Source organism: Lelliottia sp. RWM.1, assembly GCF_016859735.1.
In the GTDB taxonomy this organism is placed as follows: Bacteria; Pseudomonadota; Gammaproteobacteria; order Enterobacterales; family Enterobacteriaceae; genus Enterobacter.
Window position 1 is genome coordinate 1 of the sequence record NZ_WLVC01000067.1, and the last position, 13,906, is coordinate 13,906.

General features: G+C 50.8%; 18 protein-coding genes and 2 pseudogenes. 10 read left to right on the forward strand and 10 right to left on the reverse strand.

Translation table 11 applies throughout. The annotated features are described in order from the left end of the window. Window positions 1-74: 74 nt before the first annotated feature. The 4 genes and pseudogenes from GF617_RS25050 to GF617_RS25065 form a co-directional block, all read right to left on the reverse strand. Window positions 75-533 (reverse strand): annotated as a pseudogene (locus GF617_RS25050) (peptide ABC transporter permease); the annotation flags it as partial. Further along, on the reverse strand, window positions 520-1,485 hold the full coding sequence (sapB, locus tag GF617_RS25055) for a peptide ABC transporter permease SapB (RefSeq protein WP_004193276.1): 966 nt from the start codon (window positions 1,483-1,485) through the stop codon (window positions 520-522). The gene sapB and the pseudogene GF617_RS25050, both read right to left, overlap by 14 nt. Next, window positions 1,482-3,125, reverse strand: a complete 1,644-nt coding sequence (gene sapA, locus GF617_RS25060; RefSeq protein ID WP_004193272.1) for an ABC transporter substrate-binding protein SapA — start codon at window positions 3,123-3,125, stop codon at window positions 1,482-1,484. The genes sapB and sapA overlap by 4 nt, the downstream gene beginning before the upstream one ends. 300 nt (window positions 3,126-3,425) lie before the next feature. Beyond that, window positions 3,426-3,818 carry a YdeI family stress tolerance OB fold protein gene (locus GF617_RS25065; RefSeq protein ID WP_004193269.1) on the reverse strand — a complete coding sequence of 131 codons (393 nt, stop codon included), beginning with the start codon at window positions 3,816-3,818 and terminating at the stop codon, window positions 3,426-3,428. Window positions 3,819-3,949: 131 nt separating this feature from the next. On the opposite strand from GF617_RS25065, the gene GF617_RS25070 reads away from it, so the two are divergent. The 4 genes from GF617_RS25070 (at window position 3,950) to GF617_RS25085 (ending at window position 6,520) form a co-directional block, all read left to right on the forward strand. Further along, entirely contained in the window at window positions 3,950-4,453 is a 504-nt protein-coding gene (locus tag GF617_RS25070; RefSeq protein ID WP_004193267.1) for a hypothetical protein, read from the forward strand. Window positions 4,454-4,462: 9 nt separating this feature from the next. Beyond that, window positions 4,463-4,909, forward strand: a complete 447-nt coding sequence (locus GF617_RS25075; protein WP_004193264.1) for a DUF421 domain-containing protein — start codon at window positions 4,463-4,465, stop codon at window positions 4,907-4,909. A gap of 10 nt (window positions 4,910-4,919) precedes the next feature. Continuing rightward, a complete protein-coding gene (locus GF617_RS25080) occupies window positions 4,920-5,435 on the forward strand; it encodes a 2-oxo-tetronate isomerase (protein WP_017900989.1) in 516 nt (171 codons plus the stop codon). Window positions 5,436-5,611: 176 nt separating this feature from the next. Beyond that, window positions 5,612-6,520, forward strand: a complete 909-nt coding sequence (locus GF617_RS25085; protein ID WP_004193260.1) for an SDR family oxidoreductase — start codon at window positions 5,612-5,614, stop codon at window positions 6,518-6,520. Window positions 6,521-6,615: 95 nt separating this feature from the next. On the opposite strand, the gene GF617_RS25090 is transcribed toward GF617_RS25085, so the two are convergent. Next, window positions 6,616-7,260 carry a quinolone resistance pentapeptide repeat protein QnrB4 gene (locus tag GF617_RS25090; protein WP_017900990.1) on the reverse strand — a complete coding sequence of 215 codons (645 nt, stop codon included), beginning with the start codon at window positions 7,258-7,260 and terminating at the stop codon, window positions 6,616-6,618. A gap of 82 nt (window positions 7,261-7,342) precedes the next feature. After that, complete coding sequence (gene pspF / locus GF617_RS25095; RefSeq protein ID WP_017900991.1) at window positions 7,343-8,332, reverse strand: phage shock protein operon transcriptional activator; 990 nt, start codon at window positions 8,330-8,332, stop codon at window positions 7,343-7,345. Window positions 8,333-8,487: 155 nt separating this feature from the next. On the opposite strand from pspF, the gene pspA reads away from it, so the two are divergent. From pspA to pspD, 4 genes are read left to right on the forward strand one after another with little or no spacing between them, the layout of a single operon-like run. Further along, window positions 8,488-9,156 (forward strand): phage shock protein PspA, encoded by a 669-nt coding sequence (gene pspA, locus GF617_RS25100; protein ID WP_003020532.1) that lies wholly within the window; start codon window positions 8,488-8,490, stop codon window positions 9,154-9,156. 54 nt (window positions 9,157-9,210) lie between these two features. Further along, on the forward strand, window positions 9,211-9,435 hold the full coding sequence (gene pspB / locus GF617_RS25105; protein ID WP_004193245.1) for an envelope stress response membrane protein PspB: 225 nt from the start codon (window positions 9,211-9,213) through the stop codon (window positions 9,433-9,435). Then, window positions 9,435-9,794: an envelope stress response membrane protein PspC gene (gene pspC, locus GF617_RS25110; protein ID WP_004193243.1), complete on the forward strand. Its 360-nt coding sequence runs from the start codon at window positions 9,435-9,437 to the stop codon at window positions 9,792-9,794. Before pspB ends, pspC begins: the two co-directional genes overlap by 1 nt. Before the next feature lie 8 nt (window positions 9,795-9,802). Continuing rightward, window positions 9,803-10,033, forward strand: coding sequence for a phage shock protein PspD (gene pspD / locus GF617_RS25115; protein WP_004193241.1), 231 nt, complete (start codon window positions 9,803-9,805; stop codon window positions 10,031-10,033). A gap of 188 nt (window positions 10,034-10,221) precedes the next feature. On the opposite strand, the pseudogene GF617_RS25120 reads toward pspD, so the two are convergent. The 3 genes and pseudogenes from GF617_RS25120 to GF617_RS25130 form a co-directional block, all read right to left on the reverse strand. Beyond that, window positions 10,222-10,410: pseudogene (locus tag GF617_RS25120) on the reverse strand (LacI family transcriptional regulator); the annotation flags it as partial. Continuing rightward, window positions 10,368-11,189 (reverse strand): hypothetical protein, encoded by an 822-nt coding sequence (locus tag GF617_RS25125; protein ID WP_013214003.1) that lies wholly within the window; start codon window positions 11,187-11,189, stop codon window positions 10,368-10,370. The pseudogene GF617_RS25120 and the gene GF617_RS25125, both read right to left, overlap by 43 nt. A 194-nt stretch (window positions 11,190-11,383) precedes the next feature. Continuing rightward, on the reverse strand, window positions 11,384-12,523 hold the full coding sequence (locus GF617_RS25130) for an extended-spectrum class C beta-lactamase DHA-1 (protein WP_004236386.1): 1,140 nt from the start codon (window positions 12,521-12,523) through the stop codon (window positions 11,384-11,386). Window positions 12,524-12,633: 110 nt separating this feature from the next. Between GF617_RS25130 and ampR the strand changes: the two genes are divergently transcribed. After that, the gene (gene ampR, locus GF617_RS25135) at window positions 12,634-13,509 is read left to right on the forward strand and encodes a LysR family transcriptional regulator AmpR (RefSeq protein ID WP_004193231.1); all 876 of its coding nucleotides are present in this window, start codon (window positions 12,634-12,636) and stop codon (window positions 13,507-13,509) included. 3 nt (window positions 13,510-13,512) lie between these two features. Here ampR and hypA read toward each other — a convergent pair whose 3' ends face one another. Next, window positions 13,513-13,818: a hydrogenase maturation nickel metallochaperone HypA gene (hypA, locus tag GF617_RS25140; protein WP_050583588.1), complete on the reverse strand. Its 306-nt coding sequence runs from the start codon at window positions 13,816-13,818 to the stop codon at window positions 13,513-13,515. On the opposite strand from hypA, the gene GF617_RS27295 reads away from it, so the two are divergent. Then, a partial coding sequence (locus GF617_RS27295) for an SMR family transporter (RefSeq protein WP_230203949.1) occupies window positions 13,771-13,906 on the forward strand: 136 nt, incomplete at its 3' end. The genes hypA and GF617_RS27295 overlap by 48 nt on opposite strands.

Here is a 13,906-nt window from a genome sequence, read left to right on the forward strand (position 1 = left end):
CGGTAAACGAGTGAGGGAATTTCAGGTAAGATACTTCGGATGAGGAGCAAAAAGGTGGTTTATACTTCCTATACCCAAGCCACCACAATAATCGCCAGCAACAGTGAAGGGATCGACAGCAGGGTGTCCAGAATGTGATTCAGCACCGCGGAGCGCAAACCGTGTGTTGCCCCGGCAACCACGCCAAGCAATAAGCCACACAACGTGGCGGCAAGGGTGACGACAAACGCACCGCCCACGGTCGGGGCCGCACCGCTAAGCAGGCGGCTTAAAACATCACGCCCCAGGTCATCAGTCCCGAGGAAGAAAGAGACTTCGCCATAGCGTGACCATGACGGCGGCAAAAGCTGGTAGCCAAGAAACTGCTGGTCGATGCCATAAGGCGCGAACCAACCACCAAAAATACACAGAATTGCCAGTCCAGCACAGCCATACAGGCCGATCATTGCGGTTGCATCGCCGTAAAAATTGCGCCATGCGGTGCGCAGCGTACCAGGCGGGCGCTTTTCGCTGTAGACGCTATCGTAAGGCATACCATTCCTTATGTTTCAGAGGGTTAGCCATAGCACCCAAAATATCAGAGATCACGTTAACAATGATAACCAGTGAGCCAATCACCATCACACCCGCCGAAATCGCCGCGTAATCCTGCTGGCGAATCGCGTTAATCAGCCAACGGCCAAGACCTGGCCAGCTAAAGACCATCTCGGTGATCATCGCCAGCGTCAGCATGGTGGAAAACTGTAACCCCAGGCGCGGGATAACCGGTGGGAGAGCGTTGTGCAGTACGTGACGGCGTAAAATCGTTAACCGTGACAGACCACGAGTCGCCGCCGCTTTGACATAGTTTTGATCAAAGACCTCAATAGTGCTGATACGCATCAGACGAATAACTTCCGTCGTCGGTGCCACGGAGAGCGTTAACACCGGAAGCACCATATGGCGGATGGCACTGACCAGCATTTCATCGCGCCAGGGCGAGTCGGAGATCCAGGCGTCAATAATGGCAAACCCGGTTACGGGTTTTACTTCATAAAGCAGATCAAAACGCCCTGATACGGGTAACCAGCCGAGGGTTAGTGAGAATAGCAACGTCAGCAGCAGCGCCAGCCAAAAAACCGGAATAGAGAAGCCCATCAGAGCCAATGCGCTGATGCAACGATCCTGCCATTTATTACGCGTTATGCCCGCCAACATGCCGATGGGGATCCCGACCATTAGTGCAAAACCAAATGCCAGAATGCACAGTTCCATTGTTGCCGGGAACACCTCTTTCAGTTGTTCTGAGATCAACTGGCCGTTAATACTGGACACACCAAAATCCCAGTGAATCAGGCCATTGAACCAGAATACCCAAGCGTTCCACAGCGATGCGCCCTGTAACGGCGCATGGGGGGTGAAATAACTCAGACTGAAGCCAATAAAGGTCAGGAAGAACAAAGTGACCAGCAATAATAAAAATCGGCGTAGGGTGAAGATAATCATGGTTTTTTCACCTCGTCAGCCTTTTCCCTGGAAACCCCGGCAAAAGAAGCGTTGCCGAACGGACTGAGCACCAGCCCTTTGATGTCATAGCGGTAAGCCTGCAAACGGAGCGAAGAGGCCAGAGGCAGGATCGGCAACTCGCGCGCAAGAATATTTTGCGCTTCGTCGTAGGCATCAATTCGCGAGGAGAGTTGTTGCGAAGAGAGGGCTTTGCGCAAAATGCTGTCAAACTCGGGATTGCACCAGTGGGCAAAATTGGTCTGCGAGTTAATGGCGGCACAGCTAAGCATCGGTCGGAAAAAGCTGTCAGGATCGTTACTGTCAGTTGCCCAACCGGACAACGTCAGATCATGGTTCATATCCATTAATCGCGCCTCCTGAAAACGGCCCTCTACCGGGATGATCTTCACTTTCACACCCACCTGAGCCATATCAGCCTGAATCAGCTCTGCGGTTTTCAGCGGACTGGGGTTCCAGGCCTGAGAGCTGGTAGGTACCCAGAGTTGTAACGTCAGGTTTTCCAGCCCCAGCGCTTTTAACTGCTCGCGCGATTTTGCCGGGTTGTACTCGGTAATTTTAGCTTCGTTGTCATAAGCCCACGAGGCGCGAGGCAAAATAGATGCCGCGGTTTCCGCCGTACCGTAGTAAATAGATTGCATTAACCGTTGGTTGTTAATGGCCAGCGCTAGCGCATGTCGTACGGCAGGGTTGTTCAACGGCGGTTTATCCGTGTTGAACGCCAGATAGGCGATATTCATCCCCGGACGCAGCGTCAGGCGCAGCCGCGGGTCATCACGCAGTATGCTGAGCTGGCTGGCGGCAGGCCATGCCAGGACGTCGCACTCGCCGGTCAGTAATTTCGATAAGCGTCCGGTCCCGCCAGAGCCGAGATCCACCACGACCTGCGGCATCAAGGGGGTACCACGCCAGAATTTTTCATGCCGTTGTAGGCGAATATATTGGCCTGCACGATTTTCTGAAAGTTGGTACGGGCCTGTGCCGACGGGTTGTCTGTCGAGTAATTCCTGGCGATCCTGTTTTGCTAATTTGGCGGCATATTCGGCCGACATCACAGAGGCATAATGTGTGGCAAGGTGCCACAAGAAGGAGGCGTCGGGTTGATTTAAGCGAAATTCAACGGTGTTGTTGTCCAGTTTACGCACGCTTTGGACGTTATCGGCGAACTGCAGGCTATCAAAATAAGGAAAACTGCTACCATTGACATTATGCCACGGATGCTGGCGATCAAAGATGCGCTCGAAGGTAAATACCACATCGTCCGCATTTAGTTTGCGGGTGGGCGTGAACCAGGCAGTCTTTTGAAACGGAACATCGCGTCGTAAATGGAAGCGGTAGGTTGCGCCGTTATCTAATACTTCCCAGCTTTCAGCCAGTTCTGGCACCAGGCGATAGGTGTAGGGATCGACATCAAGCAGTCGGTCATACAATTGGGCCGCTAATGTGTCTACGATGAGACCGCTGCTTGCTTTTTGTGGATTGAACGTATTGACCTGCCCGCTAACGCAATAGACAAAGCCACTGTCACGAATATCAGCGTACGAGGCCTGCTCAGGCGCAGCTGCAGCCTGACCACTCAGAAATCCAGCCATCACGATCAGAGATGATAAAACCAGGCGCATAATTTTAAAGGGTTATATATAAAGAAGCTATCTTACTAATACTTAATGACATTTGCCATTACCGTTTGTTTTTGGGGCAGTGGGGTTGATAACCGCGAATTCGACATCGCGTACTGGTCAAAATTCATACCCGCTATCCACTTTGCATATACTCTTGTAGCTATCTTAGCATTTTCATGGCCCCTCTGACTCGCTTAAACGCTGGATTTGCTGCCAGAGAGATTATGTGAGGTGTCTGACGGGGAAAATGAATCTGTTGTGTGGGAGGCGGGAAGAGTGAATTTCTTCCCGGCTGAGGTATTACTTCTGGATTTTATTAACGCGCACCACCGGCGGTTGCATTTTAGCGTCAAGGCTACCGTTAATGCTGATCATTTGATCGGGTTTTATCGTTCGGCCATCAAAGACCGCAAGCGGGATTAGCGTATTGATACTGCCGGTTTTGTCACGGAAGATAAACTTATCTCCTCCCTGATCCTCAATGAGATTACCTCGTAAAGAGATGGTCGCACCGTCATGCATGGTTTTAGCTTGTTCGACGGTCATGATTCTTGCATTTTCAGTGCCGCGATAGCCTTCATCCAGTGCATGGGCAGGTGGCGGGGCGGTATCTTTTTTCAATCCGCCATTATCATCGGCAAACGCTGATGGCAATAAAAAACAGAACAGTAAGGGGGCGAACGATATTTTCATAGAGCCTCCATTGAAATTGATTTGACTTATTAAGTTTGGTAGCTATTTATTAATCTGGCGAGTGGGATAAGTCTCAAATTGTAATTTTTCAATAAAACAACGGCTTGGTGTTATATAAGCGAGGCGGGGAGATGAACAGAGAGAAAACCCATTTTCAAGGAGTAAAAGAGAGCCTGCGTTTTCTGAATTTTGAATCTGGCTTTCACAAGATTGGTTTTATCTGTTTGCTCTGCATTGTTTTTCTTGCTTCGGTGGGAGCGTTTTCCGGCGGATATTTAAGTGAGGTGACGAGAAAAAACACCTTAAAGACAACAGGGTTACAGTACGAAAGGTTTGGGCGCTTGCAAACGGAATTTAAATTTAAAATCTCTGCACAAAAGTATGATTCTGTGAACAAGACGTTGCGCATTGGCGGCGATTTCAACAAATTTTATGAAATGGAAAATATTTGGCCGCAGCCAGACAGCATGTACAGCAAGGGGAACGATCTTTACCTCGTCTACAATGATTCTGAAGCAATGCAGAACTTTACTATCTGGCTGCGGGTTACGCCCGTGAAGCCAGGAAGCGTAAAGAGTTTTCTCCAGCTAAATGGCGAACCTGAAATCCGCTTCAGACAATTTATTTATCCCTAGGAGGTGAGTATGGAGATGGTCTTCCGGGCATCCGCCATTTACCTTATTTTGCTGGTGGTTTTCAAAATAGCAGGTCGCCGGGCATTATTACAAATGACCAGCTTCGATCTGATTTTATTACTGATTATCAGTGAAGCAACTCAACAAGCCTTGTTGGGTAATGATTTTTCGATAACCGGCGCCATGATCACGATTGTCACTCTGGTTACTATTGATATTCTGTTCGGTTTCATTAAAAAAAAGGTGGGTGGGGCCGAATCCGTGCTGGATGGTTCCCCGGTTATCCTGCTTGATCACGGGATCCCTTTATTAGATAAAATGAAGAAAGTGGATGTCTCTCTTGAAGATATATTAGTCGCTGCGCGACAAAATCAGGGGATTACCGAATCAAGTAAAATCAAGTATGCCATTCTGGAACGCAACGGACATATTTCTGTCATTCCTGAAGAGAATTAGCGAGGCGGTAATGAATACGGAGTACAATGACGCAAAAACAGTCAATGAACTGACAAAACGGCTTGCAAACACGCTCATTGATAGCGATTTAACGTTGACCACCGCAGAATCCTGTACAGGAGGAAAGCTGGCCGCGGCGCTTTGCGCACAGGCGGATACCGCAGAATTTTATGATATCGGCGTTATAACCTTTAGCGATCGCGCCAAGCAGAAAATGCTCGACGTGCGGGCCAGTACGCTGAAGAAATATAGCGCCGTTAGTGAGCAAACGGTCAGTGAGATGTCTGTAGGAATACGTCAGCAAGCCGAAACCGATATCAGTATAGCCATCAGCGGATATGCAGGGCCGGAGGGTGGGGAGGATGGTACTCCCGCAGGAACCGTGTGGTTTGCGTGGAATTTCCGCGGACAGATAATAACAAAACGTGAGTGTTTTTCCGGGGATTGCCAGGACGTCATTGAAAAGGCGGTACGTTTTAGCCTGGCGGTATTGATTGAAGAAGTGTCAGCCTGGAAGAACAAATAAATAAACCAGGACTTATCCTAGGAAATATTTCAATGCTATGTGAAGTTATCGTCGTGAGAGCCAGGTTAATATTAGGAGAAAATTAAGTGGTAGGTAAATTATAAAGACCATGTCATTCATTTTGTTCTACGCTTATTAGTCTTTGCGATGAATGATGACTCACGAGAGGTGATTGAATGACTGACCTAAATAAAGGAAAACAGACCACCAATAAAACTAATTCAGAGCGTTTTCCGCAGCCGCCTTTTCCACATCAAAAACAACCTTTTCCGGGGCTCGCCGGAAAAATGCAACCGCGCCCCGATCATGGCGAACAAAGCTATCAGGGAAGCGGCAGGTTAAATGGTCGCAAGGTATTAATTACCGGTGGTGATTCAGGTATTGGGCGTGCTGTTGCCATTGCCTATGCCCGCGAAGGCGCCGATGTCGCGATTAATTATTTACCTGAAGAAGAGGACGATGCTCGTGAGGTTGTTGAGTTGATAAAAAAAGCTGGGAGAAAAGTTGCGGCGATTCCCGGCGATATTCGTGACGAAACTTTTTGTAACCATCTGGTAAAACAGGCGGTAGACGCGCTGGGAGGGTTGGATATCCTGGTGAATAACGCAGGCCGTCAGCAATTTTGTGAATCGATCGAAGACCTCACCACAGAAGAATTTGATGCGACATTCAAGACCAATGTCTACGCCATGTTTTGGATCACCAAGGCGGCTATTCCCCATTTCTCCCGAGACAGCGTGATTATTAACACCTCATCGGTACAGGCTTATGAGCCGAGTGAGATCCTGCTTGATTATGCTCAGACCAAGGCGGCGATAGTGGCATTTACTAAATCGCTGGCGAAGCAACTGGCCCCTAAAGGGATCCGTGTAAATGCTGTCGCGCCTGGGCCGTACTGGACGGTATTGCAGTGCTGCGGCGGCCAACCACAGGAAAAAATTGAGAAATTTGGTGCAAATGCGCCGCTTGGTCGCCCTGGCCAACCGGTAGAAATTGCTCCGCTGTATGTCACTTTAGCGGCTGAAGAGAACAGCTATACATCCGGTCAGGTATGGTGTTCTGACGGGGGGACCGGAACCCTCTGACGTTTATGCCCCCGAAGTCGAAACGTCTGAGGGGGAAAGCCAGCCCGGACAATATTGTATAAGGGCAGGGGGCGGCATATACCGCTCCCTGAACATTAACCCATGACAGCGATACCAAGACGTTCCAGGAGCAACGATGCCTGGTAGCTGTCCAGTTTGACGCCTTGCAAATCAACCCCGCGGATATCTAAATCGCCCAGTTCCGAATTGGTCAAATCACAGTGCGTAACGTTTGCTGCTCGCCAGTCGAAGGATGAAAACTCGCCGCCAGAGAGGTCTGATCCACTGAACGTTGCGCCCAGCACCTGAGTACCCATCCAGCGGTTTTCCCACAGCTCGCACTTTTCCAGTACGACTTTTGAAAAGTTGGCGTAGCTTAAGTTGGTATTGGTGATATAGGCGCTACAAAACCAGGTGCGGGTGGTGATCATATTCATAAAACTTGCGCCGCGAAAATCTGACCCTTGTGCCCGGCAGTGGCGAATTTCGATTCCCAGCGCATTGATATTCCTGAAATCAGCCATGGAGAGATCACAACTTTTGAAAATGGCATCTTTCAGGTTAGCGCGACTAAAATTACATCCTTTCTGACTTTCTCGATCATAAAACTGGCAGCCAATAAATTCAGTGCCGCTAAGGTCGGCACCCGAAAAATCACAGTTGAAAAATGTGCTATTTTCAACTTTTTCACCGGTGAACCTGTTTCTGTCAATTTTTTCGCCAACTAACGCCAGAGTCATCATGATTAACCTGTTTTTTTATACAGTGATTGCAACATGGTAAACTGTTTTAACTCTCGCGTCCAACGTCTGCCCCTGCACGCTAAATTTGGTGTTTCTTCAGTAATGCGCGGAGTTGATGGTAGGTCAGACCTAATAATTCAGCGGCTTTTTTCTGATTAAATTTCGCCTGCTGTAAGCTGGTTTGCAAAAATTCCTTCTCCTGCTGCTGTTGGAATTCACGCAGATCCAGCGGTAGGGTTACTGATGTATGTCTGGTTTCTTGCGCCAGCGGCGGTGCGGCGTGACGCCTGAACGGGTCAATCACAATCTCATTCAGTGGGTAATCGCTGGTCCCGTGTCGGTATACCGAACGCTCCACGACGTTTTTCAGTTCACGAATATTGCCCGGCCAACGGTAGTGGAGGAGCGTTTCTTTGGCCTCATCGGTGAACCCAGGAAACAACGGTAACCCGATCTCACGGCACATCTGAATGGCAAAATGTTCAGCCATTAACATGATATCGCTTTGACGTTCGCGTAACGGGGGAAGTTGCACCACGTCAAAGGCCAGACGATCCAGCAGGTCGGCGCGGAACGTGCCTTCACTCACCATGCGTGGCAGGTCGGCGTTGGTTGCGCAAACCAGTCTTACATTGACCTGCAGAGGTTGGCTACCGCCTACGCGTTCCAGCTCTCCGTACTCAATAACGCGCAGCAGTTTTTCCTGTACCAGCATCGGGGCGGTTGCCAGTTCATCAAGAAACAGTGTGCCGCCATCGGCGCGCTCGAACCGACCTGGGTGACGTTTCTGCGCGCCGGTAAAGGCGCCCGCTTCGTGCCCAAAGAGTTCGGAATCAAGTAAATTTTCGTTGAGCGCGGCGCAGTTAAGTGAAATAAACGGGCCTTGCCAACGGGTTGAGAGGTAGTGCAGGCGGTTGGCGATAAGCTCTTTCCCTGTTCCTCGTTCCCCAATGACCAGCACAGGTTTATCCAGCGGCGCGAGACGAGAAACCTGCTCCAGCACTTCAATAAAGCTGTTCGCTTCGCCCAGCAGATTATCTTTGTATCCTGCCATGATGAAATTCACCATTTGTTAGTGTTATTCACCAATTTACCCTATTTATCCCGACAGGTAAAATTAGTTATTTTCAAATATTTCAATGAATTAAAAAGTTGGCATGCGAAGTGCATTAGAACAGCAGCAGGGCATTGCCCGATATCAGAACAGTAAGTGAGGATTACATTATGGGTATTTTTTCTCGTTTTGCCGACATCGTGAACGCCAACATTAATGCGTTGCTGGAAAAGGCTGAAGATCCGCAGAAGCTGGTGCGGTTGATGATCCAGGAAATGGAAGACACGCTGGTTGAGGTGCGCTCCAACTCCGCACGCGCGCTGGCAGAAAAGAAACAGTTATCGCGTCGTATTGAACAGGCCAGCGCCCAACAGGCAGAGTGGCAGGAAAAAGCAGAGCTGGCGCTGCGTAAAGAAAAAGAAGATTTGGCGCGTTCTGCGTTAATCGAAAAGCAGAAACTGACTGACCTGATTGCCTCCCTGGAGCATGAGGTGACGCTGGTTGACGATACGCTGGCGCGTATGAAAAAAGAGATCGGTGAACTGGAAAACAAACTCAGTGAAACCCGTGCTCGTCAGCAGGCATTGATGTTGCGCCATCAGGCGGCGAGTTCTTCCCGTGATGTTCGTCGTCAACTGGACAGCGGCAAACTGGATGAAGCGATGGCTCGCTTTGAATCTTTTGAGCGTCGTATCGATCAAATGGAAGCTGAAGCTGAAAGCCATAACTTCGGTAAGCAGAAGTCTTTGGATCAGCAATTTGCTGACCTGAAAGCAGATGATGAAATCAGCGAGCAGTTGGCGCAATTGAAAGCCAAAATGCAGCAAGACAAGCAATAATAATATCTGGCGGTGCCCGAACGCGCCGCCGCTCATCACCTGTAAGGAGTACTCATGAGCGCGCTATTTCTGGCCATCCCGTTAACCATCTTTGTGCTGTTCGTCTTACCGATTTGGCTCTGGCTGCATTACAGCAATCGTTCCAGTCGCGGCGAGCTGGCGCAAAGTGAACAACAGCGTCTGGTAGAACTTAACCAGGACGCACAGCGGATGCGTGAGCGCATTCAAGCGCTGGAAGACATCCTTGATGCTGAACATCCAAACTGGAGGGACCGCTAATGGGGGGCGTTAATCTGAATAAAAAACTGTGGCGTATACCGCAGCAGGGCATGGTGAAAGGGGTTTGCGCGGGTATTGCGCATTATCTCGATGTTCCTGTGAAACTGGTGCGGATCCTGGTGGTGCTGTCCATCTTTTTTGGTCTGGCCTTTTTCACCTTTGTCGCCTACATCGTACTGACGTTTGTGTTGGATCCGATGCCAGACAACGTGGTTTCCGGAGAACAGCAGCCATCAAGCGGTGAGCTATTGGATGCTGTCGATCGTGAACTGGCTGCAAGTGAAAAGCGTTTGCGTGAGATGGAGCGTTATGTAACGTCTGATACTTTTACATTACGCAGCCGCTTCCGCCAATTGTGAGGTTAGAAATGAATAATCGCTGGCAACGTGCCGGGCAAAGGGTTAAGCCGGGCATTAAAATAGCAGGTAAGCTGGTGCTACTGACTGCGCTGCGCTATGGCCCGGCTGGGGTAGCAGGGTGGGCGGTGAAGTCCGTGGCCCGACGTCCGCTAAAAATGTTGCTGGCGTTAGTATTGGAACCTTTGTTGAGCCGGGCAGCGACAAAATTGTCGAAACGCTATTCAGGTAATCAACCCTGATATCCGAAACAACAAAAGCAAGCAACATTTAGTCAACATTCCCCCAGTTAATTTGCGGCAGAGTAGTCTCTTGTGTCATGGGATCGCTACCAATAGAAATGAAGGTGAAAGCGACAGACTCCATTATGCAGGTATCGGTGTGAATTACGCATTCTAAAATGCACTGGGGCATTGTTATGCCCCAGTTTTTATACCAGTGAGTCGGCTAACGATATTTGTGTACCCACGGTGATATTTTGTAAACCTTTCTCACCGGCAATCAGGCTAAATAATAAATTACAGCTTTGTTCGCCGAGCTGCTGGGTTGGGACATCAATGCCTCCCGGCACGGGCGTCAGCATAAATGACAACAGTTCATTACAGTGACGGTATACGGCACCGGCTTGCCGTCACGGGTCATAGACAGACGCGATTCCAGATTTTTGACATCAGCGGGGGCATTGAAGGTCAGGCCGATAATGGCGTGTTTTTTCATCGGATCTTGCGGATCCTGATAGAACTCCGCCCGGCCGCCGCGATAATAAAACTCAGGGGTGGTAAAGGTTTTTTGTTTCTCTGTTAACGCCACCTGCGGAGCCAGCAGTGTTTTGGCATCCATATCGACGGTGTAGGTTTTCCCCATCGGGAAGGTTTTTTTCGCCGTGAATACCAGCTTACGGTCATTACGCCACTGCCACTCACCTTCCATTGCGGGGGTCAGGGTAATACCGGCGGTGACCGGTTTACCGATCAGCGTTACCGGTGCGGCAGAGCGGGAGAATGTCACCACCACAATCTGCGCTGAATTATCATCACGGTTATAATTAACCGCCGAAGGGCGCTGCACAGACGCGGAAATATCCTGCACCACCAGCGGCGCAACATCCACCGGCTTCGGTTTGTTCTGATACCAGTGCCAGGTGTAATAACTGCCCGCTGCCACCGCAGCAGTCAGTAATAATAAGGCAGATATGGTTTTCGGATAGCGGTTGCCCCCCCGCTCCAGCCGGGCAAGCTGATTACCGGCAAAGGTCACCCAGCCCGGCACCGCCCAGCGGATCCGTCCGGTGAACGGGCGCAGCAGAAAACCCAGCAGAGTAAAGAGATAAACAAGACTGCGAGCCGCCAGACGCAGCAAAATAAAAGGTAAGCGGAGGATAAAACGCAGAACGTCCATGACAACATTTTCCTCTGTGTGTTGAGACTGACATCAGTTTGCCGCAGCACACAGTGAAATCCGGTTCAGCCGGAAGCTGTCAGTGCCCGATACTCTCATCCTCCATAAAACAGCCCATAAAGCAAATTATTGCATAAGGAATAATCTTAAATTACGGCCCCGGCGTATCCGCAGGGGCCTGTTCAGGAAAAAAATTATTCCAGTGCACTCAAAATAGCCTGTGCAGCTTTGACTCTTTCGGTATTCGGGTAGTTTTTATTCGCCAGAATCACAATCGCCACCTGTTTTTCCGGAATAAAGGCGACATAGGCGCCGAAACCAGTTGTTGCGCCCGTTTTATGCACCCAGGAAGCACGGTTATACGGCTGAACCTGGTTGTCTGTTACCGGATGCGGCTGCAATGCGACCTCGTTGGTCACACCGTTAATGATCATATCTTTCTGCTGCGGCCAGTCATACATTTCCCAGCCCAGCCCCTGGTTAATCGCGGCGGTTTTATAGTAGCGGGTCTGGGCGAGATACATTGCCATTTCCAGATCCGCATTACCGGCCCGTGACGGCTCCATATTCATTTCCGCCCAGCGCAGCATATCTTTTGAGGCGGATTTCACGCCGTAAGATTCCGCATCAAGCTGTCCCGGCGACACGCGGACCGGTTTTTTGTTTTTATAACCGTACGCATACTGGCTTTGCGCACTTTCCGGCACAGTAATAAAGGTGTGAGATAACCCCAGCGGTGCCAGGATCCGTGCAGTCAGCAACTGCTCATACGGCATCCCCGCCGCGTTTGCGGTCAGAGCACCAAACAGGCCGATACTGCTGTTTGCATACAGACGCATATCGCCCGGTTTCCGGGACGGCTGCCACTGCTGATAGAAATTCAGCAGATCCGCACGGCTTTTTACCGCATCCGGCACCTGTAACGGCAGTCCGCCTGCGGTATAGGTAGCCAGATCCAGCAATGTGATCCCCTTCCACTGCGGCAGAGCCAGCTCCGGCTGGTATTTTGCCGCCGGATCATTCAGCGCCATCTCTTTTTTCGCCACAGAAACCGCACCCAGCACACCTGTGAAAGTTTTACTTACAGATCCGAGCTCAAATAGTGTATTTTCAGTGACCGGCTGTTTTGCCTGAATATCGGCAAAACCATAATTGAAATAATAGGGCTTACCCTTTACGGAGACGGCAACCGCCATCCCGGGAATATCCTGCTGTGCCATCAGCGGTTTAATGGTGCTGTCCACCACCGCCGCGACATTATCAGCGGCAGAAAACCCCGGGGCGGAAAACGCCAGCAGAGCGGAAATCAGTGTTGCAGATAACGATTTTTTCATCAGAATTAACCTTCCGTGTGTGAGTAACGGCGGCAAGTATCGTCAGATTCACCGGACAGAACAAACGGTTATTTATAACAAGAGCCTAAAGAAAAACTTACAGGTGGATTATGGTCAGACGTTATCTCCCCCTTAACCCGCTGCGCGCCTTTGAGGCCGCCGCCCGTCATCTCAGTTTTACCCGCGCGGCGATTGAGCTGAATGTCACCCATGCCGCCGTCAGCCAGCAGGTCAGGGCGCTGGAAGAACAACTCGGCTGTGTGCTGTTTACCCGCGTCTCGCGCGGGCTGGTGCTGACCCATGAAGGTGAGGGATTACTGCCGGTGCTCAATGAGGCGTTTGACCGGATTGCGGATACTCTGGAGTGTTTTTCTCACGGGCAGTTCCGTGAGCGGGTGAAAGTCGGTGCGGTGGGAACATTTGCCGCAGGCTGGCTGCTGCCGCGTCTGGCCGGATTCTATGACAGCCATCCGCATATTGATCTGCATATCTCCACCCATAACAATCATGTGGACCCGGCGGCGGAAGGGCATGATTATACGATCCGTTTCGGTAACGGCGCGTGGCATGAGTCAGATGCGGAACTGATTTTCAGTGCACCACACGCTCCGCTGTGCTCACCGGCCATTGCAGAACAGTTACAGCAGCCGGATGATGTTCACCGCTTTACCCTGCTGCGCTCATTCCGCCGGGATGAATGGAGCCGCTGGCTGGATTGTGCGGGCGGCACACCGCCTTCCCCGTCACAGCCGGTAATGGTGTTCGATACCTCACTGGCCATGGCCGAGGCGGCACAACTGGGTGCCGGGGTAGCGATCGCACCGGTATGTATGTTCAGCCGCCTGTTACAGTCAGGCGCACTGGTACAGCCGTTTGCCGCAGAAATCACCCTCGGCGGCTACTGGCTGACGCGGTTACAGTCCCGTACGGAAACCCCGGCCATGCAGCAATTCGCCCGCTGGCTGCTGAATACGGCGGCGGCGTAAAACTCACTCACCTTCCAGGCTTTTTACCCGCAAATCATCACCTTCACTGATGCGCAGCCGTTCACTGCCGCAGTGCGGACAGCATCCGGCGTGCTGCATGATTTCGGCCTCACGGCTGCAATCCCAGCACCATGCCTGTGCCGGGATAACATCAATATGCAGTGTGCAGCCCTGCGCCACGGTATCACGGCAGGCGATATCAAAACAGAAATGCAGTGCACTCTCCTCAACATCCGCCAGTGCGCCGACTTCCAGCCAGACATCCGTTACCCGCGCAATGCCGTGCTGTTCAGCCTGTTCGCGGATAATGTCCGCCGCACCGAGGGCTTTACTAAGCTTGCCCCTTCCGCCGTTGTCATAATCGGTTATGGCATCGCATTTTATTTTCTTTCTCTGG